This is a genomic window from Colwellia sp. MB3u-4 (assembly GCF_014077065.1).
Classification (GTDB): Bacteria; Pseudomonadota; Gammaproteobacteria; order Enterobacterales; family Alteromonadaceae; genus Cognaticolwellia.
This window is the reverse complement of record NZ_JACGVE010000078.1, coordinates 1-15,666: the sequence shown is the minus strand read 5'-3', so window position 1 is coordinate 15,666 and position 15,666 is coordinate 1. Positions and strand designations below refer to the sequence as shown.

The following is a 15,666-nucleotide window of genomic DNA, read 5'->3' as shown; positions in this document are numbered from 1 at the left end:
GCTAGTGCATTATATTTAACACTGATTGTCGTCAAAGCCTAAAGTCAGTGTTAAATTGAGATGACTTACAAGTGTGCAGAGCGGAAGGTAACTAATTTTCACATATAAGATTGGATTTTCAGCTTAAAGTCGTTGTTCACTGTAAGTTAGTGACTTACCCAAAGGAGTGCATTTTAAACCTTCGTTATTAAATCTTGTGCATTGAAATAATCTGTTCGGCTATTTCATCCATCGTAGAGCCAATGACATCTGGTTTTAGAAATAAGGGATTATAAGGTGCCCCCGTCCTGTCAATATAAGCCGCTTTTAAACCTGCACTTAATGCTCCATGCGTATCCCAGTCATGAGCTGCCACTAAACGTAATTTATCAGCTGTTGTATCTAATTGTTTGCTTGCAAATGCATAAGCGTTTACTGAAGGTTTAAAGGTACCTGCTGCTTCTACGGAGATTAACTCGTCAAAATAGCTTGTTAAGCCAGCATTAAGTATTTGAGTGGTAAGTAGGGCTTGAGATGAATTAGATAAAGCAACAAGGCGAAATCCAGCTTTACGTAATTTAGTTAATGCAGCTTGTATATCTGCATGTGGTGCCAGGTTTGCAAAAGTAGCGAGTATGTCATTGCCTTCTTTTTCAGATAAAAGAAGTTTTTGTTTTGCGGCTAAAGCATCGAGCGCTATCTTAGCCAGACTAGCAAAATCTGTTTTTACCCCAGTGACTAAACAAACGGTTGACGAGTGCAGTAGCATCGAAAACCAGGTGGCGGTATAACTCTCATCGCCAAATACAGCGTTAAATTTAGGCTTTAAGCTAGCTAAATTTAGTACCGTTTCATTAATATCAAAAAGTATTGTTTGCTCATGCATGTGCTAGTCCTTTTTAAATGGATAATGGCTAAAAAAATCTTCAATCATAGCATCAAGTTTGTTTTTATCATCATCGATTTTAGCAAAGGTACGCAGGCCTGCTATTTGAATTTGTACACGGTTTGAGAGATCGCTTGAATTTTTGTCTTTATCTATTTCGCCCATTGCCTGAGCCTCTTCAATGAGATTGACGAATTGATTCGCTATTTCGCCCAAATAGGCCTTGGTTGTATCAATAAGGTTTTGGTTATCTTCTGTCAGCTCGCCAATGGTTTTCGCTAACATACACATTGCATTTGGAGCATCATTTTTGGTGTCAATTACCTGAATTTTAACAAAGGCTTTTAACGCCTCAATAGGTGAGGAATGTTTACTACGGCATAGTGTTAGATGAGCAAGTGCCATATCGGTATAGTGTCTTAAGGCCTCTGTAAATAAACCATCTTTACTGCCAAAAGCGGCATAGATACTGCCCGGGCGCATATCTATTTCGTCTTGTAAACTACGCATGGAAGTTGCGTGAAAACCTTTTTTCCAATAAAGATTGGTGGCTTTATCAATCACCTTTTGGCGATCAAACTTAGCTGTTTTACTCATGCATAAGCCCATAAAAACATAACTGAACGATAGTTCAATTATGCGTGTAATCTCCCCTTGAGTAAAGCACGATATTTATTTACTGATTGTTTAATTAAAATTTAAAAATAATGATTTAAGTGCTAGATCACCCAATTTGAACGATTGTTCAATACAGCTTGTTGAACAGTCGTTCAATAAGCTGTATAGTCATTTTATAAACAATATAGTTATTTTATTAACAACCTAACGTCACCTAAGTTAAAAGTATTAAGGAAACAATATGAACAACCAATATCAACCACCTAAAGTATGGACCCATGACGCAGAAAGTGGTGGTAAATGGGCGAGTATCAACCGTCCTGTTTCTGGAGCGACACATAAAAAAGCATTACCCGTTGGCAATCATGCGCTACAACTATATTCAATGGGTACGCCTAATGGTCAAAAAATAACGATTATGTTAGAAGAGTTATTAATGCTAGGCAAAGATGCACAATATGATGCTCACATGATCCGAATTGGTGAGGGTGATCAATTTTCATCTGGCTTTGTCGATATAAACCCTAACTCTAAAATACCAGCACTAATTGATGTGGCAAACGAAGATAACGCGCCTATTTTTGAGTCCGCATCTATATTATTTTATCTTGCTGAAAAATTTGGAGTATTACTCCCTAAAGCTGGGAATAAGCGTACACAAGTCATGAATTGGCTATTTTGGTTACATGGTTCGGCGCCATATTTAGGGGGTGGTTTTGGTCATTTTTATAGTTATGCACCAGAAAAATTTGAGTACCCAATTAATCGCTTTACCATGGAAACCAAGCGTCAATTGTCTGTATTAAACAACCAACTGGAAAATAATGAATTTATTGCTGGTGATGAGTTGAGTATTGCTGATATTGCGATTTGGCCTTGGTATGGCAACTTAGTTTTAGGCAACCTTTACGACGCAAAAGAGTTTCTTAACGTAGAAGAGTACCAACACCTCAACCGTTGGGCAAAAGCGATGTTAGCTCGTCCATCATTTCAGCGTGGTCGTATCGTTAATAAGAATTGGGGTCATGAGTGGGAGCAGCTTGAAAATCGTTATAGTGCAGAAGATATTGATAAGGTATTGGCATTAAATCCTAACGAGAATAGCAATTTAGAGGTTAAATAATGACTAAAAAAATTAAGCTAGACATCATTTCTGACGTGGTTTGTCCGTGGTGCATTATTGGCTATAAGCATTTAGAAGCAGCAATCGTTGAATTAAACCTGCAAGAGCAAGTTGAAATTGAGTGGCAACCCTTTGAGCTTAACCCAGACATGCCTGCTGAAGGAGAAGAACTACGAGCACATGTGGCAAGAAAATATGGTTCATCAAAAGCGGATAGTGATAAGGCAAGAGACAATATCGCACAAGCGGGCGCTGAATATGGCTTCAAGTTTAATTATTTTGATGACATGAAAATCGTCAACACATTAGATGCGCATGTGCTACTTGATTATGCACACCAAATCGGCGTGCAAACAGAGCTTAAAATGCGTCTTTTTTCTGCATTTTTTACTGAACATAAAGATGTGTCGAAGCGAGATGTGCTCATTAAAGAAGCAGAAGCTGTGGGTATTACTGCCGAACAGTCGCAAATGGCACTCTCTGATGATGAACTTATAAGTCGAGTCAAAACACTTGAAGCGCAATGGAAAAAAATGGGCGTGAGCGGTGTACCAACAGTTATTTTTAATCGTACAAGTGCTCTCACGGGTGCTCAACCTAAAGAAACATTTAAGCAAGTCTTACAAGAGCTATTAGATCAAGAAGAAAACAGCAACACTGCATAGTTTGTTTATTACAGGTGGTGCGGTTCACTCTTTTTCAAGAGTAAAACTGCACCAAAAAGCTAATGCTTTTGGTTAAATATTTCATGAACTTAACATTTCTTCCCATAAGTTCTTAGCTCCTGCTTACATTTTATCAAAAATAAGATCTCTGAATGCAACAGCGCGTAACGAGATCATTTTTCTATCAGTGAACGCCATATAGGCGTTACCACTGGGGGGCATTGAATATCGGGCAATACAGCATTTAACTTTCCTGTTGGTATTAATGGGATTAATGGAATTTATGCTGCTTTGGGCATTAAACGAATTCCTGCGCCACTAATTTCTTAGAGATTTGGATTGATACTTTATGTCAGCAAAAGCCGGTATTATTTTATTACTGTGGTAAGGCTTTAGCTGGATTACAAAGCACCCACCGATAAGATTTCACCTTACGACATGTGCCTTGACCTAGCTTTGCTAACGATTGTACAAGAGATATAATTGTATAATCGTTTGCTCTTGAACGAGTTAAGTCATTTTGTTGAAATGGCATTTATCATTTGAATATTACTTCCCATTATCGTTGCTTCAGTTGGTTTTACCGCAATTCACCAGATTACTTGAATTTAAATATATTCAAGTGTTAGATATCCCTGATGAATATCAGTATATGGATGAAGCGTTAATCGATATTTTGGAGCAGTCTGTTAGTGCATATCTAGGAATAGCTAGATATTGATTTACTTTAAGTTAATGATATTAGTATGTATTTTATAACAAGTGTGTTTAGATAGTTACTGATGGCGTTTATTATAGAATTAACGGGCTATTAAAGGACAAAACTAGCGAGTAGTTTCAACAAGGAAGTAAGTATTAAATGGATTTATCAATTTACCTCAACATGATGATTAGTGCCGCTTGGTATTTAATACCGATCTTCATATTTGCTATCGTCATAAAATCAGCTTGGTTCAAAGGATTTTTTAAAGGTATGGTTGGTGAGTGGCAAGTTAACTTACTCATTAAATTTTTCTTAGACAAAAATTATTATCACCTCATTAAAAACGTAACGCTACCGACTGATGACGGAACTACCCAGATAGATCACATCATCGTATCAAAATATGGCATCTTCGTAGTTGAAACCAAAAATATGAAAGGTTGGATCTTTGGTGGTGAAAATCAAAAGCAATGGACCCAACAAATCTTTAAGTACAAATCAAAATTTCAAAACCCTCTGCACCAAAACTACAAACACATCAAAACGTTAGAATCTTGTTTGAGAATAAAGAGTGATACTCTATTTTCAGTCATTATCTTTATTGGTGACAGCACGTTTAAAACTCAAATGTCTGAGAATCTTAGGTTTGCACGAGGCGGTATTGAATATATCAAAAGTAAAACTGACATTGTTTTAAGTGGGCAGGAAGTCGCCAATGTTATTGAGCAGATTGAAAGCGGTAGATTAGAGCGTAGTTATAAAACTAACCGACAACACGTTATGCATGTACGAGAAATAATAGAAGAAAAATCTGATATTAAATCTTGTTCAAAGTGCGGTGCTGAGATGGTATTACGTAAAGCTAATAAAGGTAAAAATGCAGGTAATGAGTTTTGGGGATGCAGTGCGTTTCCTAGGTGTAGAATTATTATCGCGAATTAGTGAATTTTTTCTAGGTAAGGAAATTTTCGTAAAAGGTTTATAGTGACTTGATTGTGCGCTTAGGAGACCTTAGCCTCAAAATTTTTGCCCTATATTTTCTAATGAATTTTTTCATGGCGTATTACTGAGAAGTCTTAGTAATAATCATAAAACAACCTTATGTTATTCTAATTTACTGATATTTAAGGTAATAATATTTATTTTAATGTTAGATATTACTGAGAAGTCTCAGTAATATCCATGTTTTAACAAAAATACAAAATTTGTATTTCCTAAAGCTCTGAAATTATGGGATATTAATTTCAATTAAATAATATTTATGGGACGGACATTACTGAGAAGTCTCCATAATAAGCGTTAGTTGGCAACAAGGAGGTCAGGGTGAAGTATCTAGTATTAATTACGTTACTAACTTTTTCATTTAGTAGTTTCGCGTGTGAAAAAATTAAAATAGCACATGACAAATTATTAAAATCTAATTTTTCCGTAAATAAAAACTTTGCTTTCAGTATGGATAATGAAAGTAAAATCAAACTTACAAATTTCATTAAATATAATAACGGTTCATTAACTCATTCAAAGGAATATGTGTCGTTTATCGCTAAAGATTTTAAATATGAAGAAGATAATACAGAACACTTCCTAAGATCTGATTTCACATGCGAGAACATTAAAGTTGAGAATGAAAAGGTTATCATTAACTTTGTTCGAAACGACAAAAGTTACACCTCCTATTTTCTATATCAAAAAGGAAAATTACTCCCTGTAAAAACCATAATAGAAGGTGAAATTGGTATGTTATTTATGAATTGGCATTTAAAAAGCATAGCGAATTATAGTAACTTCAAAGAGTTGTAGTAGTTTGCCAACTAACAAGAAATTCAACAAGGACAAAAAACAGCGGGCTTTTGTCACTTCGTTCCTATTTTAGCCCACTATTTTTTGCCTGTTAATTGGGCGTTATCGATACAAAAACTAATCCGAATCCAGTTTTAGCCCGTTAGTACTAATGTCTCAAATGTGGCAAAAGTGAATATAAAAGGTCAATCCATATTAGACTAATCATTATTTTTATTCTGTTTTTTGTCATTGTTTTATTTGAGCTCATTGGCTTTTCGGTATTTACCTTGATAGTCAAAAAGTCTGTTTTTAATACGCCAGTAGTACTTTTGTTTTCTGGCAATGACAAAATCTGGGCACGGCAATATGTTAGCTAACTTTAAGGCTTGTTCAATATTAGTCACTTCAAACGACTCCGTTGAGCCCAGTTGAACACTGATTTTAGCGCTAAGGCGTTTAGAAAAGATATCATTGAACGCTTTAACTTGATGCGGCTTAGCGAAGTCAAAAGATTCATTGAGTTCAGCGCCTTCCTCATCATGGTAAGTGATTTTTAACTTATCAGCGCCTTTATCACTGAGCTTATCACTAACCTTGCCATTAACTCTGGTTAAATTAAGACCTGCGCAGCGAATAATTTTTGAATCTTTAAGTTGCAGTGCCTTTTTTAACATATCATCGGGGTCGACTAAGACCTCAAGGCACTGTAAACAGTTACGAGCAGCTATGTCATTTTCACCACCGCAGTGAGGGCATTCTTTAAATACAAAGCGATAGTCACATTGGCTCTGGCTTTCTACTAGGCATGCTTGTTCTTCATTTGGAGCATCGACGAGGCCTTGGCATCGTCGGCCGTAGTGTTCCACTAAATAACCATCATCATCACAAATGCCCCAAAATATATTGGGAAATTCACAACTTGGGCAAACAACTTGAACCGGCTGACTTTTACTATTCGGTTTTTTTTCACCGACTTCGGGATGATAGAGGTCAAAATCATTGCCCGTATAGTCAATCACCAAGCAATCTTTTTTGTTATCACTCAAACGCAGACCACGACCGATGATTTGCTGATAGAGACTAACTGATTGTGTTGGACGTAATATCGCAATCATATCGACATGGGGCGCATCAAAGCCAGTGGTTAATACTGAAACATTAACCAGATATTTAATTTCTTTACGTTTGAATGCCTTAATTAATTTATCGCGTTCAGTGTTGTCGGTAGCCCCGGTAATTAACGCACTAAATTTGGCGGGTAAATAACTAAAGACTTCTTTTGCATGCTCAACTGTCGCGGCAAATATCATAATACCTTGACGTTTATCACCTAACTCGATGACCTGTTCAATAATGCCTTGAGTCACCCGGGGATTTTTGTTTAGTAGATGATTAATATCCGTAGGACTATATTCACCAGAGGCGTTTGCTCGCAGGCTACTAAAATCATAGTGTTCTATGGTGGCATCGACTAAATTGGGTTCGGTTAAATACTGGCGTTTAACTAAGTAACGAAGTGGTAGTTCATAAATACAGTGTTCAAAAGGTCGCTTTTCTTCACTTCGCATAAAACCACGATAATGCTTTTTATAAATCCAGCCCATGCCTAAACGATAAGGGGTTGCGGTTAAACCCAATAATTTTACCTCGGGATTAACTTGCATCAATTTTTCAATGATTTGTTGATACTGATTACTATTGGACAGCTTGCTTGCTGTTTCTTGTGATTGCTCTTGGGGTTCACCTTTAGGTTTACTTTTAGCTTTGTCCTTAGCCAACTCAGCGCTGGCTAAATTAACTCTATGACATTCGTCAATAATAATTAAGGAGTAGGGCTCACTAAAGTCATCTAGATTGCGGGCTGCCGATTGTATGCTGGCGAACGTGACTTGGTGTTGAGTTTGTTTAAGTTTTAATCCCGCAGAATAAATGCCGGCGGTAACACCATAGCTTTCATATTTTTGATGATTTTGCTCGACCAACTCTTTAACGTGAGTGAGTACGAGTATTTTTCGCTTTGCCAAGCGAGCAAGCTCGGCAATGACCAGACTTTTACCTGAGCCTGTAGGTAAAACAATCACCGCAGATTCATTGCTTTTTCGAAAGTGTTTGAGCACCGAAGAAACGGCTTCTTGTTGATAATCTCTAAGTTGAAAAACTGCCACGCAGTGCTACTGCCTTATAGGAAAAGGATAGCCGCTATAATAGCAAAAGAGTAGATAATTCTAAAATTTAAAGCCAACTTTAAGCCTTTATTAGTTTGCGCAGGCTAATCTAGAGAGTAGGGTTTAAAAAGAGAGTAATATGCTGCGCATAACTGGGCATATCACTGAGGTAATTGAGCCTTAATAAGGTTTTCTACAAAAAAGTCATACAACAAAATAATACAAAGTAGTAGTGATAGGCAGTTACACAATATTTTTACAGCTTACTCTCAATAATTAGGAAGTTTTTCATAAAAATCAAACCGGCTATTTATCTGTTTGATTTCTTATCTATAGTGACCATGAGTTTACTCTAGTGGTAATTTTATTGAATAAAACCAGTGCCCATACTCGTCCCATTCTGCCCGCCAAAATATAAAAAACCGTTTCTTTGTTAATCAGAGTGGGGTGATATTTTCATTATGTTTATAGGTTAGGGGATAACTTTAATAACTCTCCTTGAGGGCTATCAGTTAGCATATAAATATAGCCGTCAGGGCCAGTTCTAATATCACGGATCCTTTGTTTTCGCTCAGCTAACATGGTTTCTTGTTCTACCACTTTATTGTCTTCTAACTTTAAGCGTCGGACACTTTTTCCTGCTAGAGCAGCAACAAATAAATCACCTTGCCATTGGGGGAAAATATTACCTTGATATTCTGTCATGCCAGCCGGTGCTATAGAAGGCACCCAATAGGTAATGGGTTGCTCCATTCCTTTTGCTTCAGTAAAAGGAGATATTATGGCACCTGAATAATCTACGCCATAAGTAATGGCTGGCCAGCCATAATTAAGACCTGATTTAATTAAATTTAATTCATCACCCCCTTTAGGCCCATGTTCATGCAGCCAAACTTTTTTAGTTTTGCTGACTAATATTGCTTGCGGGTTACGATGGCCATAGCTGTATATTTCAGGTCTTGCATTTTTTTGACCGACAAATGGATTGTCTTTAGGAATAGTACCATCGGTGTTAATTCTAAGTACTTTTCCTAACATGCTATTAAGGGATTGTGCTTCTTCACGAAAATTAAAACCATCACCCGCGGTTATCAGTAGTGTGCCATCAGGAAGAAAGGCCATTCTAGCGCCATGATGATGAGGAGTATTTCTACTAGAGCCCGTAAATATCACTTTAGATTGTTGCAGTGACATGTTTTGTAATGTGGCGCTGATCACTTGTACAAAGTTGTTGCTTGCTGTGCCACCACTGTAAGATATATAAAGTTTTTTGTTTGTCGCAAAGTTAGGATCTAAAACAATATCGAATAGTCCCGCTGGGCCCTCGACATAAATATCAGGCAAGCCAGAGATTTTTTGCTCAAGCAACTTACCATCTCTGATGACTCTTAGGCTTCCTCCGCGCTCTGTCACTAACATATCATTGTTAGGTAAGAAGGCAATTGACCAAGGAAACTTCAAGTTTTCAACGACAGTTGATACTTTATATGCTTGAGTTTGGGTTTCTGCATAAATAATAGTGCTAGCAAGAAGTAAACATAAACTGATGCTAAGTTTTTTAAAGATATGATGATTATTTATCATTTTGATTACCTTGAGTTATTAGCTTAATTTTAGTGCGTGATGTTAGGAAGGCGAAAAGCCATGCAGAAAATATACAACAGCAAGTGGTTAAAAATAGCCCTAATGGAGTGCGTGTAGAAGCAATTATTGTTAAGCCCATAATATATTGAATAAGATACATCGTTAGAGGAAAGGTAGTACACCCAGAGGCAATATACCAAGCAATTCTATTGCCACCGATAAATTGGTGGGCATATTTAGCCAAAATAAAACCAATCAAAAAGCCAATTGCAATCAATAAATACAGCACTGGAGCTAGTCCGAGTATGTCTTTAATCGTGGCATCTAAACGAACCGCCCAAGCTATGCTAAGCCCAAAGGATTGCACGTCGGCTAATACTATTTGTGTCGACACAATACAAACAAGCAGGGTGGCCGTTAAGCTAGTACAAATAAAGAGTACGATGGTTTTTAACATAAATTGACCTTTTTTGAGTTCAGTAAAGGGGTACACAATATTAAGCAACCTGTTAAATATACATTTTTTGTCAGCTTATTATCATATTCTTATAATAAATTTTAGAATGATGACGTTAAGTTACCTAAAATATTATTTTAAGGGCATTTTTGTTGTATGAAATAAGTAGGGCAGCCAGCCATGATTGAATCCCAATGATAGAAAAATTAAAAGGGTCAAAACATAATCTGTATTGATTGTTAAAAAACTCAATGCCGCTAAAGTGTTACTATGAATACATAAAAATACCAACGAGTTGTTCTACAAGCTAGTTATACAACTCAGTGGCGTTATAGGAAAATTATATGCTTCGATGGATTATTTTACTGTTTAGCCTAATCACTTGTTTTAATGCTAAATCGTTTACCAATTTAACCTCATTAAATAATAACGGTATTGCACTGTGGGAAGCTAAAGTATTCTCTGGCAAATCTATTTACACTATAAACCAGCATCAAGGACGCTTGGCACTGCAAGCCCTCAGTCAGAGTTCTGCGTCTGGATTGGTGTTGAAAAATAAAATTGATCTTACTATAACGCCTTACATAAACTGGAGTTGGTTAGTAGAAAAAACCTTACATGGGTTAAACGAACGTAGTAAAAGTGGGGATGACTTCGTCGCTAGAATTTACGTGGTCATCGATGGTGGTTTTATGGTTTGGAAGACTAAATCATTAAACTATGTGTGGTCGAGTAATCAAGATAAAGGTTTGGTTTGGGATAATCCCTTTGCGGGTTCAAGTGTCAAAATGATGTCTATCCAAGGGAAGGAATCTCAAACCGGTAAGTGGTACGAAGAAAAGCGTAATGTATACCAAGATTTGATTGATACATTTGGTGATCAAGGTAGTGAAAAAGCAAACCTAAAAGCTTATAACTACATAGACATTATAGCTCTTATGACAGACACCGATAATAGTGGCAAAAAAGCAGAGTCTTATTATGGTGATATCGTCTTTAGCACTAAGTAATTATAGGCTAATAATTACTTTAAAAATAATTAGTTAACCCTTATTTTACTATGCAGTTTTATGCAGTATTTTTTGTCCACTTAAGTTAACCTCATGTTTTTTATTGATATAAGGAAATACGAGCAGAGCTATACGAACTTAGCTGCAGTAAAGCACCTTTAAACGTCATTGCTGGTGTAAACCTTTTAACCGCTCTAAGAGTATATTAGATGGAGGTTATCAAAAATATAGCTATGTAGATTTCAAGCTATGAAATTTTTGTGACCAACAATTGTTTCCCTTATTGCCGTAATGGAAACAAGCGTAATATAAACGGTCTACCAAAGGAGAATAAGATGAGTAAAATAGTAGATGAAGTAAAATCCGCCAATGCTGATTATGTCGCTACATTTGGAGATAAAGGTGATTTGGCAATGCCTCCTGGTAGGCAGTTTGCCATTTTGACCTGTATGGATGCACGCTTGGATCCAGCTAAATATGCAGGTCTTGCTGAAGGTGATGCACATGTCATTCGTAACGCAGGCGGCAGAGCAAGCGATGATGCTATTCGTTCATTAGTGATTTCTTATAAATTACTAGGCACAAAAGAATGGTTTGTTATCCATCATACTGATTGCGGCATGGAAACATTCTCAACTGAAATAATGGCAGATTTACTCTCGAGTAGCCTTAAAACCTCAAGCGTTGATGCTTCTGGTTGGCATGACAGTAAAGCCGGTGGCGGTACAACTGATGGCAAGTACATTAATTGGCTCACCATCAGTGATCAAGACAAAAGTGTTTTGGAAGACGTTCAAAGGATCAGAAGTAATTCAATGGTGCCCAGCGACATTCCCATTTATGGTTATATTTATGACTGTAAAACGGGCAACCTTAATGAGGTTCTTGAAGCCACAGAAGCTGGAAAGGCAAGTTAAAATAATTAATATCAATCTTATTGATTTTATTGCTATTTTACCAGATTAAAACAACCGACTATGGCGTTATTTATTTAATAAGTAACGCTGCATAGATGCAGTTTATTAGACAATTTAAGAGCCTATTACCCTGAGCAACGCGTTATTAAAATAAATGCCTTACATTCATTTGGTTGTTTTCCTGCGTATAAAGTAGGCCAGATAATTAATGAAACTGGTATAACAAAACGCTGTACTTTAACAGTACAGAAAAAACAGTACAGAAAATTTATCCCCACATGCACAACAACTAAATGTGTTATTAACTACACAGGAGAATTAATGAAGTATTTTGCATACGGTTCAAATATGTCGATTTTAAGACTTCAAGAGCGGGTACCAAGTGCCAAAAGGCTTGAAACAGTAACGCTTAAAAACCACCAATTACGCTTTAACATGAGTGGCACTGATGGCTCTGGAAAGTGTGATTCTTTTCAAACAAATAATACCGAAGACACAGTCATTGGCGCTCTGTTTGAAATAAACAGAGCTGAAAAAACAATTTTAGATCGCGCTGAAAGCTTAGGGCATGGATACGATGAAAAAATAGTTTTTGTACAAAATGACTTAGGTGAAGTCTTTGATGCCTTAATATACTGTGCAATTAATATAGACGATGCATTAAAACCTTATTCTTGGTACCTCAATCACGTCATTATCGGAGCAAAGGAAACCAAACTGCCGGCTGACTACCTTGCTGTAATTGAGTCTATTGTGTGTTTGGAAGACCCTGATAAAACGCGAGACGCAGAGCAACGTGCAATGTACAGTTAACAAAAGATTAAACAAGGGCCTGTAGTAGTTTGCTTAGCGAACTATTACTCAGGCTTTTTTTGTTATAAGGCATGTGAGCTTGTACTAGTTAAATCACTTTAAGATTGCTCTAAAATTAATGTTATTTGAATATTACAGCGAGATTAAGGCGAGTTGTTGCCTAATGATTTTTTAAAACCTAGTTTATGGTATAAATTCAACACTAAAATTTAAGTGTTAGCTGATATATTTTGCAACAAGTTAGCTAATTTGAGCATAATTAATATAAGACCAGACCCCACCACTCTTTGGTAAAATCAAACCTGCCTACTATTATAAAACCACAAGTGATTGTTTTATAGTCTAATAATATTAGATTAAATAAACTATTTTTCTTTCAAAAAATAGTTTTAGTCTGTATCATCTCGTTGCTTTTTTTGTAAGCCCTAATGAATAACAAGGAAGAAAAAATGAAGAATAAAGCTTTAGCCGTATTAACCGCGTCAATTTTTTTAGTGACTGGTTGTGCAAGCATCACTAGTTCTGAAGAACAATCCATCAATGTTACAACAAGCAATAATAAACCTGCTGAAGTAACTGTTGATGACAAAACTATTACCGCTCCAGGTATGGTTGTAGTCTTGCGTGACGGTAAAGATAAAGCTGTTAAAACTACAGCAGAAGGTTGTGACAATACAACGCTTGTAAAGAAAAGTATTACACCTATGTTTTGGGGTAACATTGTAATTGGTGGTTTGCTTGGTTCAACCACTGACGGTGCAACCGGTAAAATGTGGGACTATGAAGAATCAGTAGAAATAAGCTGTGCTGAATAGTTAAATTGATCTTAAAAAGAATAAGCTGGCTATTGCCAGCTTTATATATTTTCCTTAGCGCTAGTGCTAATGGAATGAACTTTCAAGCTGCAGCAAGTAAAGCGGCAGAACTTAGACTTTATGAAAATCCAAAGTGGTTATCCCTTCTTCACATAAAAAACGATTCGCCTCAAATTAAAGACTCTGATTTTATTTTGAGTGCTGGGAGGTTTTCACCAAAAAATGAACTTGATGAAACATTATCGCTTTTTTTTGATGATTATTCTGACGCCAAATGTAGATTTCCAGCTCGATATTTTTTGTTAAATTATTATATTAAATTCGATACTGTCGGGCAGAATAACCAAGCAGAATGCGAGGAATTACAGAAATATAAAAACTACGTCCCTTTTGATGACATCAATTTAATTTATGCTTCGGAAGTGGTTTCTTCCGCTTCAAGTATGATGGGGCACTCATTTTTGAATGCCAAGGGAAAGAACCTAAACCAAACGTCTGTTTCCCATTCCATATCGTTTTTTACCGAACTAGACAGCTTTAATCCGGCTGCTTTGATTTATGACGGGCTTGTATCAGGTATGGACGGATTTTTCATCGTCAGACCTTTTGAAAAAGACTTGAATCATTATTCAAAAGTTGAAGGTCGAAACGTTTGGTCTTACACGCTTGATATTAACGACTTCGATCGAACATTAATTAAATTACACATATGGGAGCTTAAGAATATTGAAATTGAATATTTATTTCAGTCCTATAATTGTGCAACGTTAACGCTTTATATTTTGTCACTGGCCAATCCAAATCTGATAAACGAAGATATTCTTTTTGTCAGCCCATTAGACGTAGTTAAAGCAGCAGAAAAATATGGCATGATAAAAAATATTGGCGTTGAATTGTCTGATGACTGGGCGTTAAAAATGTTAGAGCAAGAGATTCAACCTGAATTAGGTGGTAAAATTGAGTCTCTCGTATTTGAAGACCAAGAATTTTCATTTGAAAAACTTGAACCAAAATCAAAGCGTATTGCAGTAGAATATCTATCTTACCTGATAAAAAATAAAGTGATAAAATCAAATCTAACCGCTAAGCGACTTTCAAAGCTATCAGACATTGTTGATTTTAATATAGATAAATCGCTTGATTTTGACTTGTCACAATTCAAAAATCCAATTAATACAAAGCAAGACTCTATATTAGCATCCTCTCTTGTCTTCGACTCTGAAAATACCGCGATAGACTTGTCATTCCTGCCAGCGTCACATTATTTGTATGGTGACAATAGGCAATATTTCTCCGAATCAGAGCTGATCATTGGTGAGTTTACAGTCCGCTTAACAGAAAAAAGTAACCATCTAAAGGTACAGTCTCTCACGTTTTACTCTTTTAGAACTTTGACTCCTAGCTCTAAAATTGTGCCTAAATATTCAGGCAGTTTTTATATGGGATATCGACAAATACTCGATCGAAAGCTTAATGAAAATGGCTTTTTTGATCTATCGGGTGGCATTGGGAAAAGTACCAAAGTTCACAAAGATATATTGCTTTTTAGTAACCTAGAAGTTGGATTAGCAGTGAACACTTCTGATAGTTTTTTTTATGCTAAGCCATCCGTTGGTGCAATAATCAATGTTATTGCCGATGGAAAAATTGTAGTGGAATACCAGTTAAGTACCGGTCAATATGACACAAAACACATTACCCAAGCGTTATCGACAAAATATGCCTGGTTTGGCATAAAAAATTGGACATTCCACTTAGCCCATAAAATATATAAATCTTCTTTAGCAAAAAAGAATGAATTTCAATTGGCTGTGAGTATGCATTTTTAAGTATTCATTTTTAAGTAATCATCCCAATTAACTTTCTCATCTAGCCAGTCTACATATCTACACAGATAAGTTATAGAAACAAAGGCCTGACAGCGTTATTACTTCTCGTCACCTTCTCATCGCTATAGGCGAATAAACCGCTACTTTAACGAGTCGCGGTTTTTTTGCCTATTATTTGTAAAATACAGCCTTAAGCTTGGCCAAGCTTAAGTGTCTAGTAGCGTTCAACCTGCTTAATAGCTGAAATAATTTTAAGTTAGGTAGCGGTTATCGATAATAAAATGATTATTTAATAATAACTAAATAACTAAATAACTAAA

General features: G+C 36.2%; 14 protein-coding genes. 9 read left to right on the top strand and 5 right to left on the bottom strand.

Annotated features, from left to right (window positions below):
• Window positions 1-187: 187 nt before the first annotated feature.
• Window positions 188-865 (bottom strand): haloacid dehalogenase type II, encoded by a 678-nt coding sequence (locus H4J61_RS09140; protein WP_182184837.1) that lies wholly within the window; start codon window positions 863-865, stop codon window positions 188-190.
• A 3-nt stretch (window positions 866-868) separates the two neighbouring features.
• Window positions 869-1,462: a TetR/AcrR family transcriptional regulator gene (locus tag H4J61_RS09135; protein ID WP_182184836.1), complete on the bottom strand. Its 594-nt coding sequence runs from the start codon at window positions 1,460-1,462 to the stop codon at window positions 869-871.
• A 262-nt stretch (window positions 1,463-1,724) separates the two neighbouring features.
• Here H4J61_RS09135 and yghU point away from each other — a divergent pair, with 262 nt between their 5' ends.
• The 4 genes from yghU to H4J61_RS09115 all read left to right on the top strand — a co-directional run bounded on the left by yghU (window position 1,725) and on the right by H4J61_RS09115 (window position 5,774).
• Complete coding sequence (gene yghU / locus H4J61_RS09130; RefSeq protein WP_182184835.1) at window positions 1,725-2,606, top strand: glutathione-dependent disulfide-bond oxidoreductase; 882 nt, start codon at window positions 1,725-1,727, stop codon at window positions 2,604-2,606.
• Entirely contained in the window at window positions 2,606-3,271 is a 666-nt protein-coding gene (locus H4J61_RS09125) for a DsbA family oxidoreductase (protein ID WP_182184834.1), read from the top strand. Before yghU ends, H4J61_RS09125 begins: the two co-directional genes overlap by 1 nt.
• A gap of 859 nt (window positions 3,272-4,130) precedes the next feature.
• Entirely contained in the window at window positions 4,131-4,916 is a 786-nt protein-coding gene (locus H4J61_RS09120; RefSeq protein WP_182184833.1) for a nuclease-related domain-containing protein, read from the top strand.
• Window positions 4,917-5,297: 381 nt separating this feature from the next.
• Entirely contained in the window at window positions 5,298-5,774 is a 477-nt protein-coding gene (locus H4J61_RS09115; RefSeq protein ID WP_182184832.1) for a hypothetical protein, read from the top strand.
• 236 nt (window positions 5,775-6,010) lie between these two features.
• Here the strand turns inward: H4J61_RS09115 and H4J61_RS09110 are convergent, their stop codons facing one another.
• From H4J61_RS09110 to H4J61_RS09100, 3 genes are all read right to left on the bottom strand, one after another.
• The gene (locus H4J61_RS09110; RefSeq protein ID WP_182184831.1) at window positions 6,011-7,921 is read right to left on the bottom strand and encodes a DEAD/DEAH box helicase; all 1,911 of its coding nucleotides are present in this window, start codon (window positions 7,919-7,921) and stop codon (window positions 6,011-6,013) included.
• 465 nt (window positions 7,922-8,386) lie between these two features.
• Window positions 8,387-9,505 carry a PQQ-dependent sugar dehydrogenase gene (locus tag H4J61_RS09105; RefSeq protein WP_182184830.1) on the bottom strand — a complete coding sequence of 373 codons (1,119 nt, stop codon included), beginning with the start codon at window positions 9,503-9,505 and terminating at the stop codon, window positions 8,387-8,389.
• The gene (locus tag H4J61_RS09100; protein ID WP_182184829.1) at window positions 9,495-9,962 is read right to left on the bottom strand and encodes a hypothetical protein; all 468 of its coding nucleotides are present in this window, start codon (window positions 9,960-9,962) and stop codon (window positions 9,495-9,497) included. Before H4J61_RS09100 ends, H4J61_RS09105 begins: the two co-directional genes overlap by 11 nt.
• Window positions 9,963-10,306: 344 nt before the next feature.
• Between H4J61_RS09100 and H4J61_RS09095 the strand changes: the two genes are divergently transcribed.
• From H4J61_RS09095 to H4J61_RS09075, 5 genes are all read left to right on the top strand, one after another.
• The gene (locus H4J61_RS09095; RefSeq protein ID WP_182184828.1) at window positions 10,307-10,972 is read left to right on the top strand and encodes a DUF3047 domain-containing protein; all 666 of its coding nucleotides are present in this window, start codon (window positions 10,307-10,309) and stop codon (window positions 10,970-10,972) included.
• 335 nt (window positions 10,973-11,307) lie between these two features.
• Window positions 11,308-11,889 carry a carbonic anhydrase gene (locus H4J61_RS09090; protein ID WP_182184827.1) on the top strand — a complete coding sequence of 194 codons (582 nt, stop codon included), beginning with the start codon at window positions 11,308-11,310 and terminating at the stop codon, window positions 11,887-11,889.
• Window positions 11,890-12,210: 321 nt separating this feature from the next.
• Window positions 12,211-12,702 (top strand): gamma-glutamylcyclotransferase family protein, encoded by a 492-nt coding sequence (locus H4J61_RS09085; protein WP_182137929.1) that lies wholly within the window; start codon window positions 12,211-12,213, stop codon window positions 12,700-12,702.
• A gap of 449 nt (window positions 12,703-13,151) precedes the next feature.
• Window positions 13,152-13,517, top strand: coding sequence for an adenosine deaminase (locus H4J61_RS09080; RefSeq protein ID WP_182137930.1), 366 nt, complete (start codon window positions 13,152-13,154; stop codon window positions 13,515-13,517).
• Window positions 13,518-13,522: 5 nt separating this feature from the next.
• Complete coding sequence (locus H4J61_RS09075) at window positions 13,523-15,346, top strand: DUF4105 domain-containing protein (RefSeq protein ID WP_182184826.1); 1,824 nt, start codon at window positions 13,523-13,525, stop codon at window positions 15,344-15,346.
• Window positions 15,347-15,666: the final 320 nt, after the last annotated feature.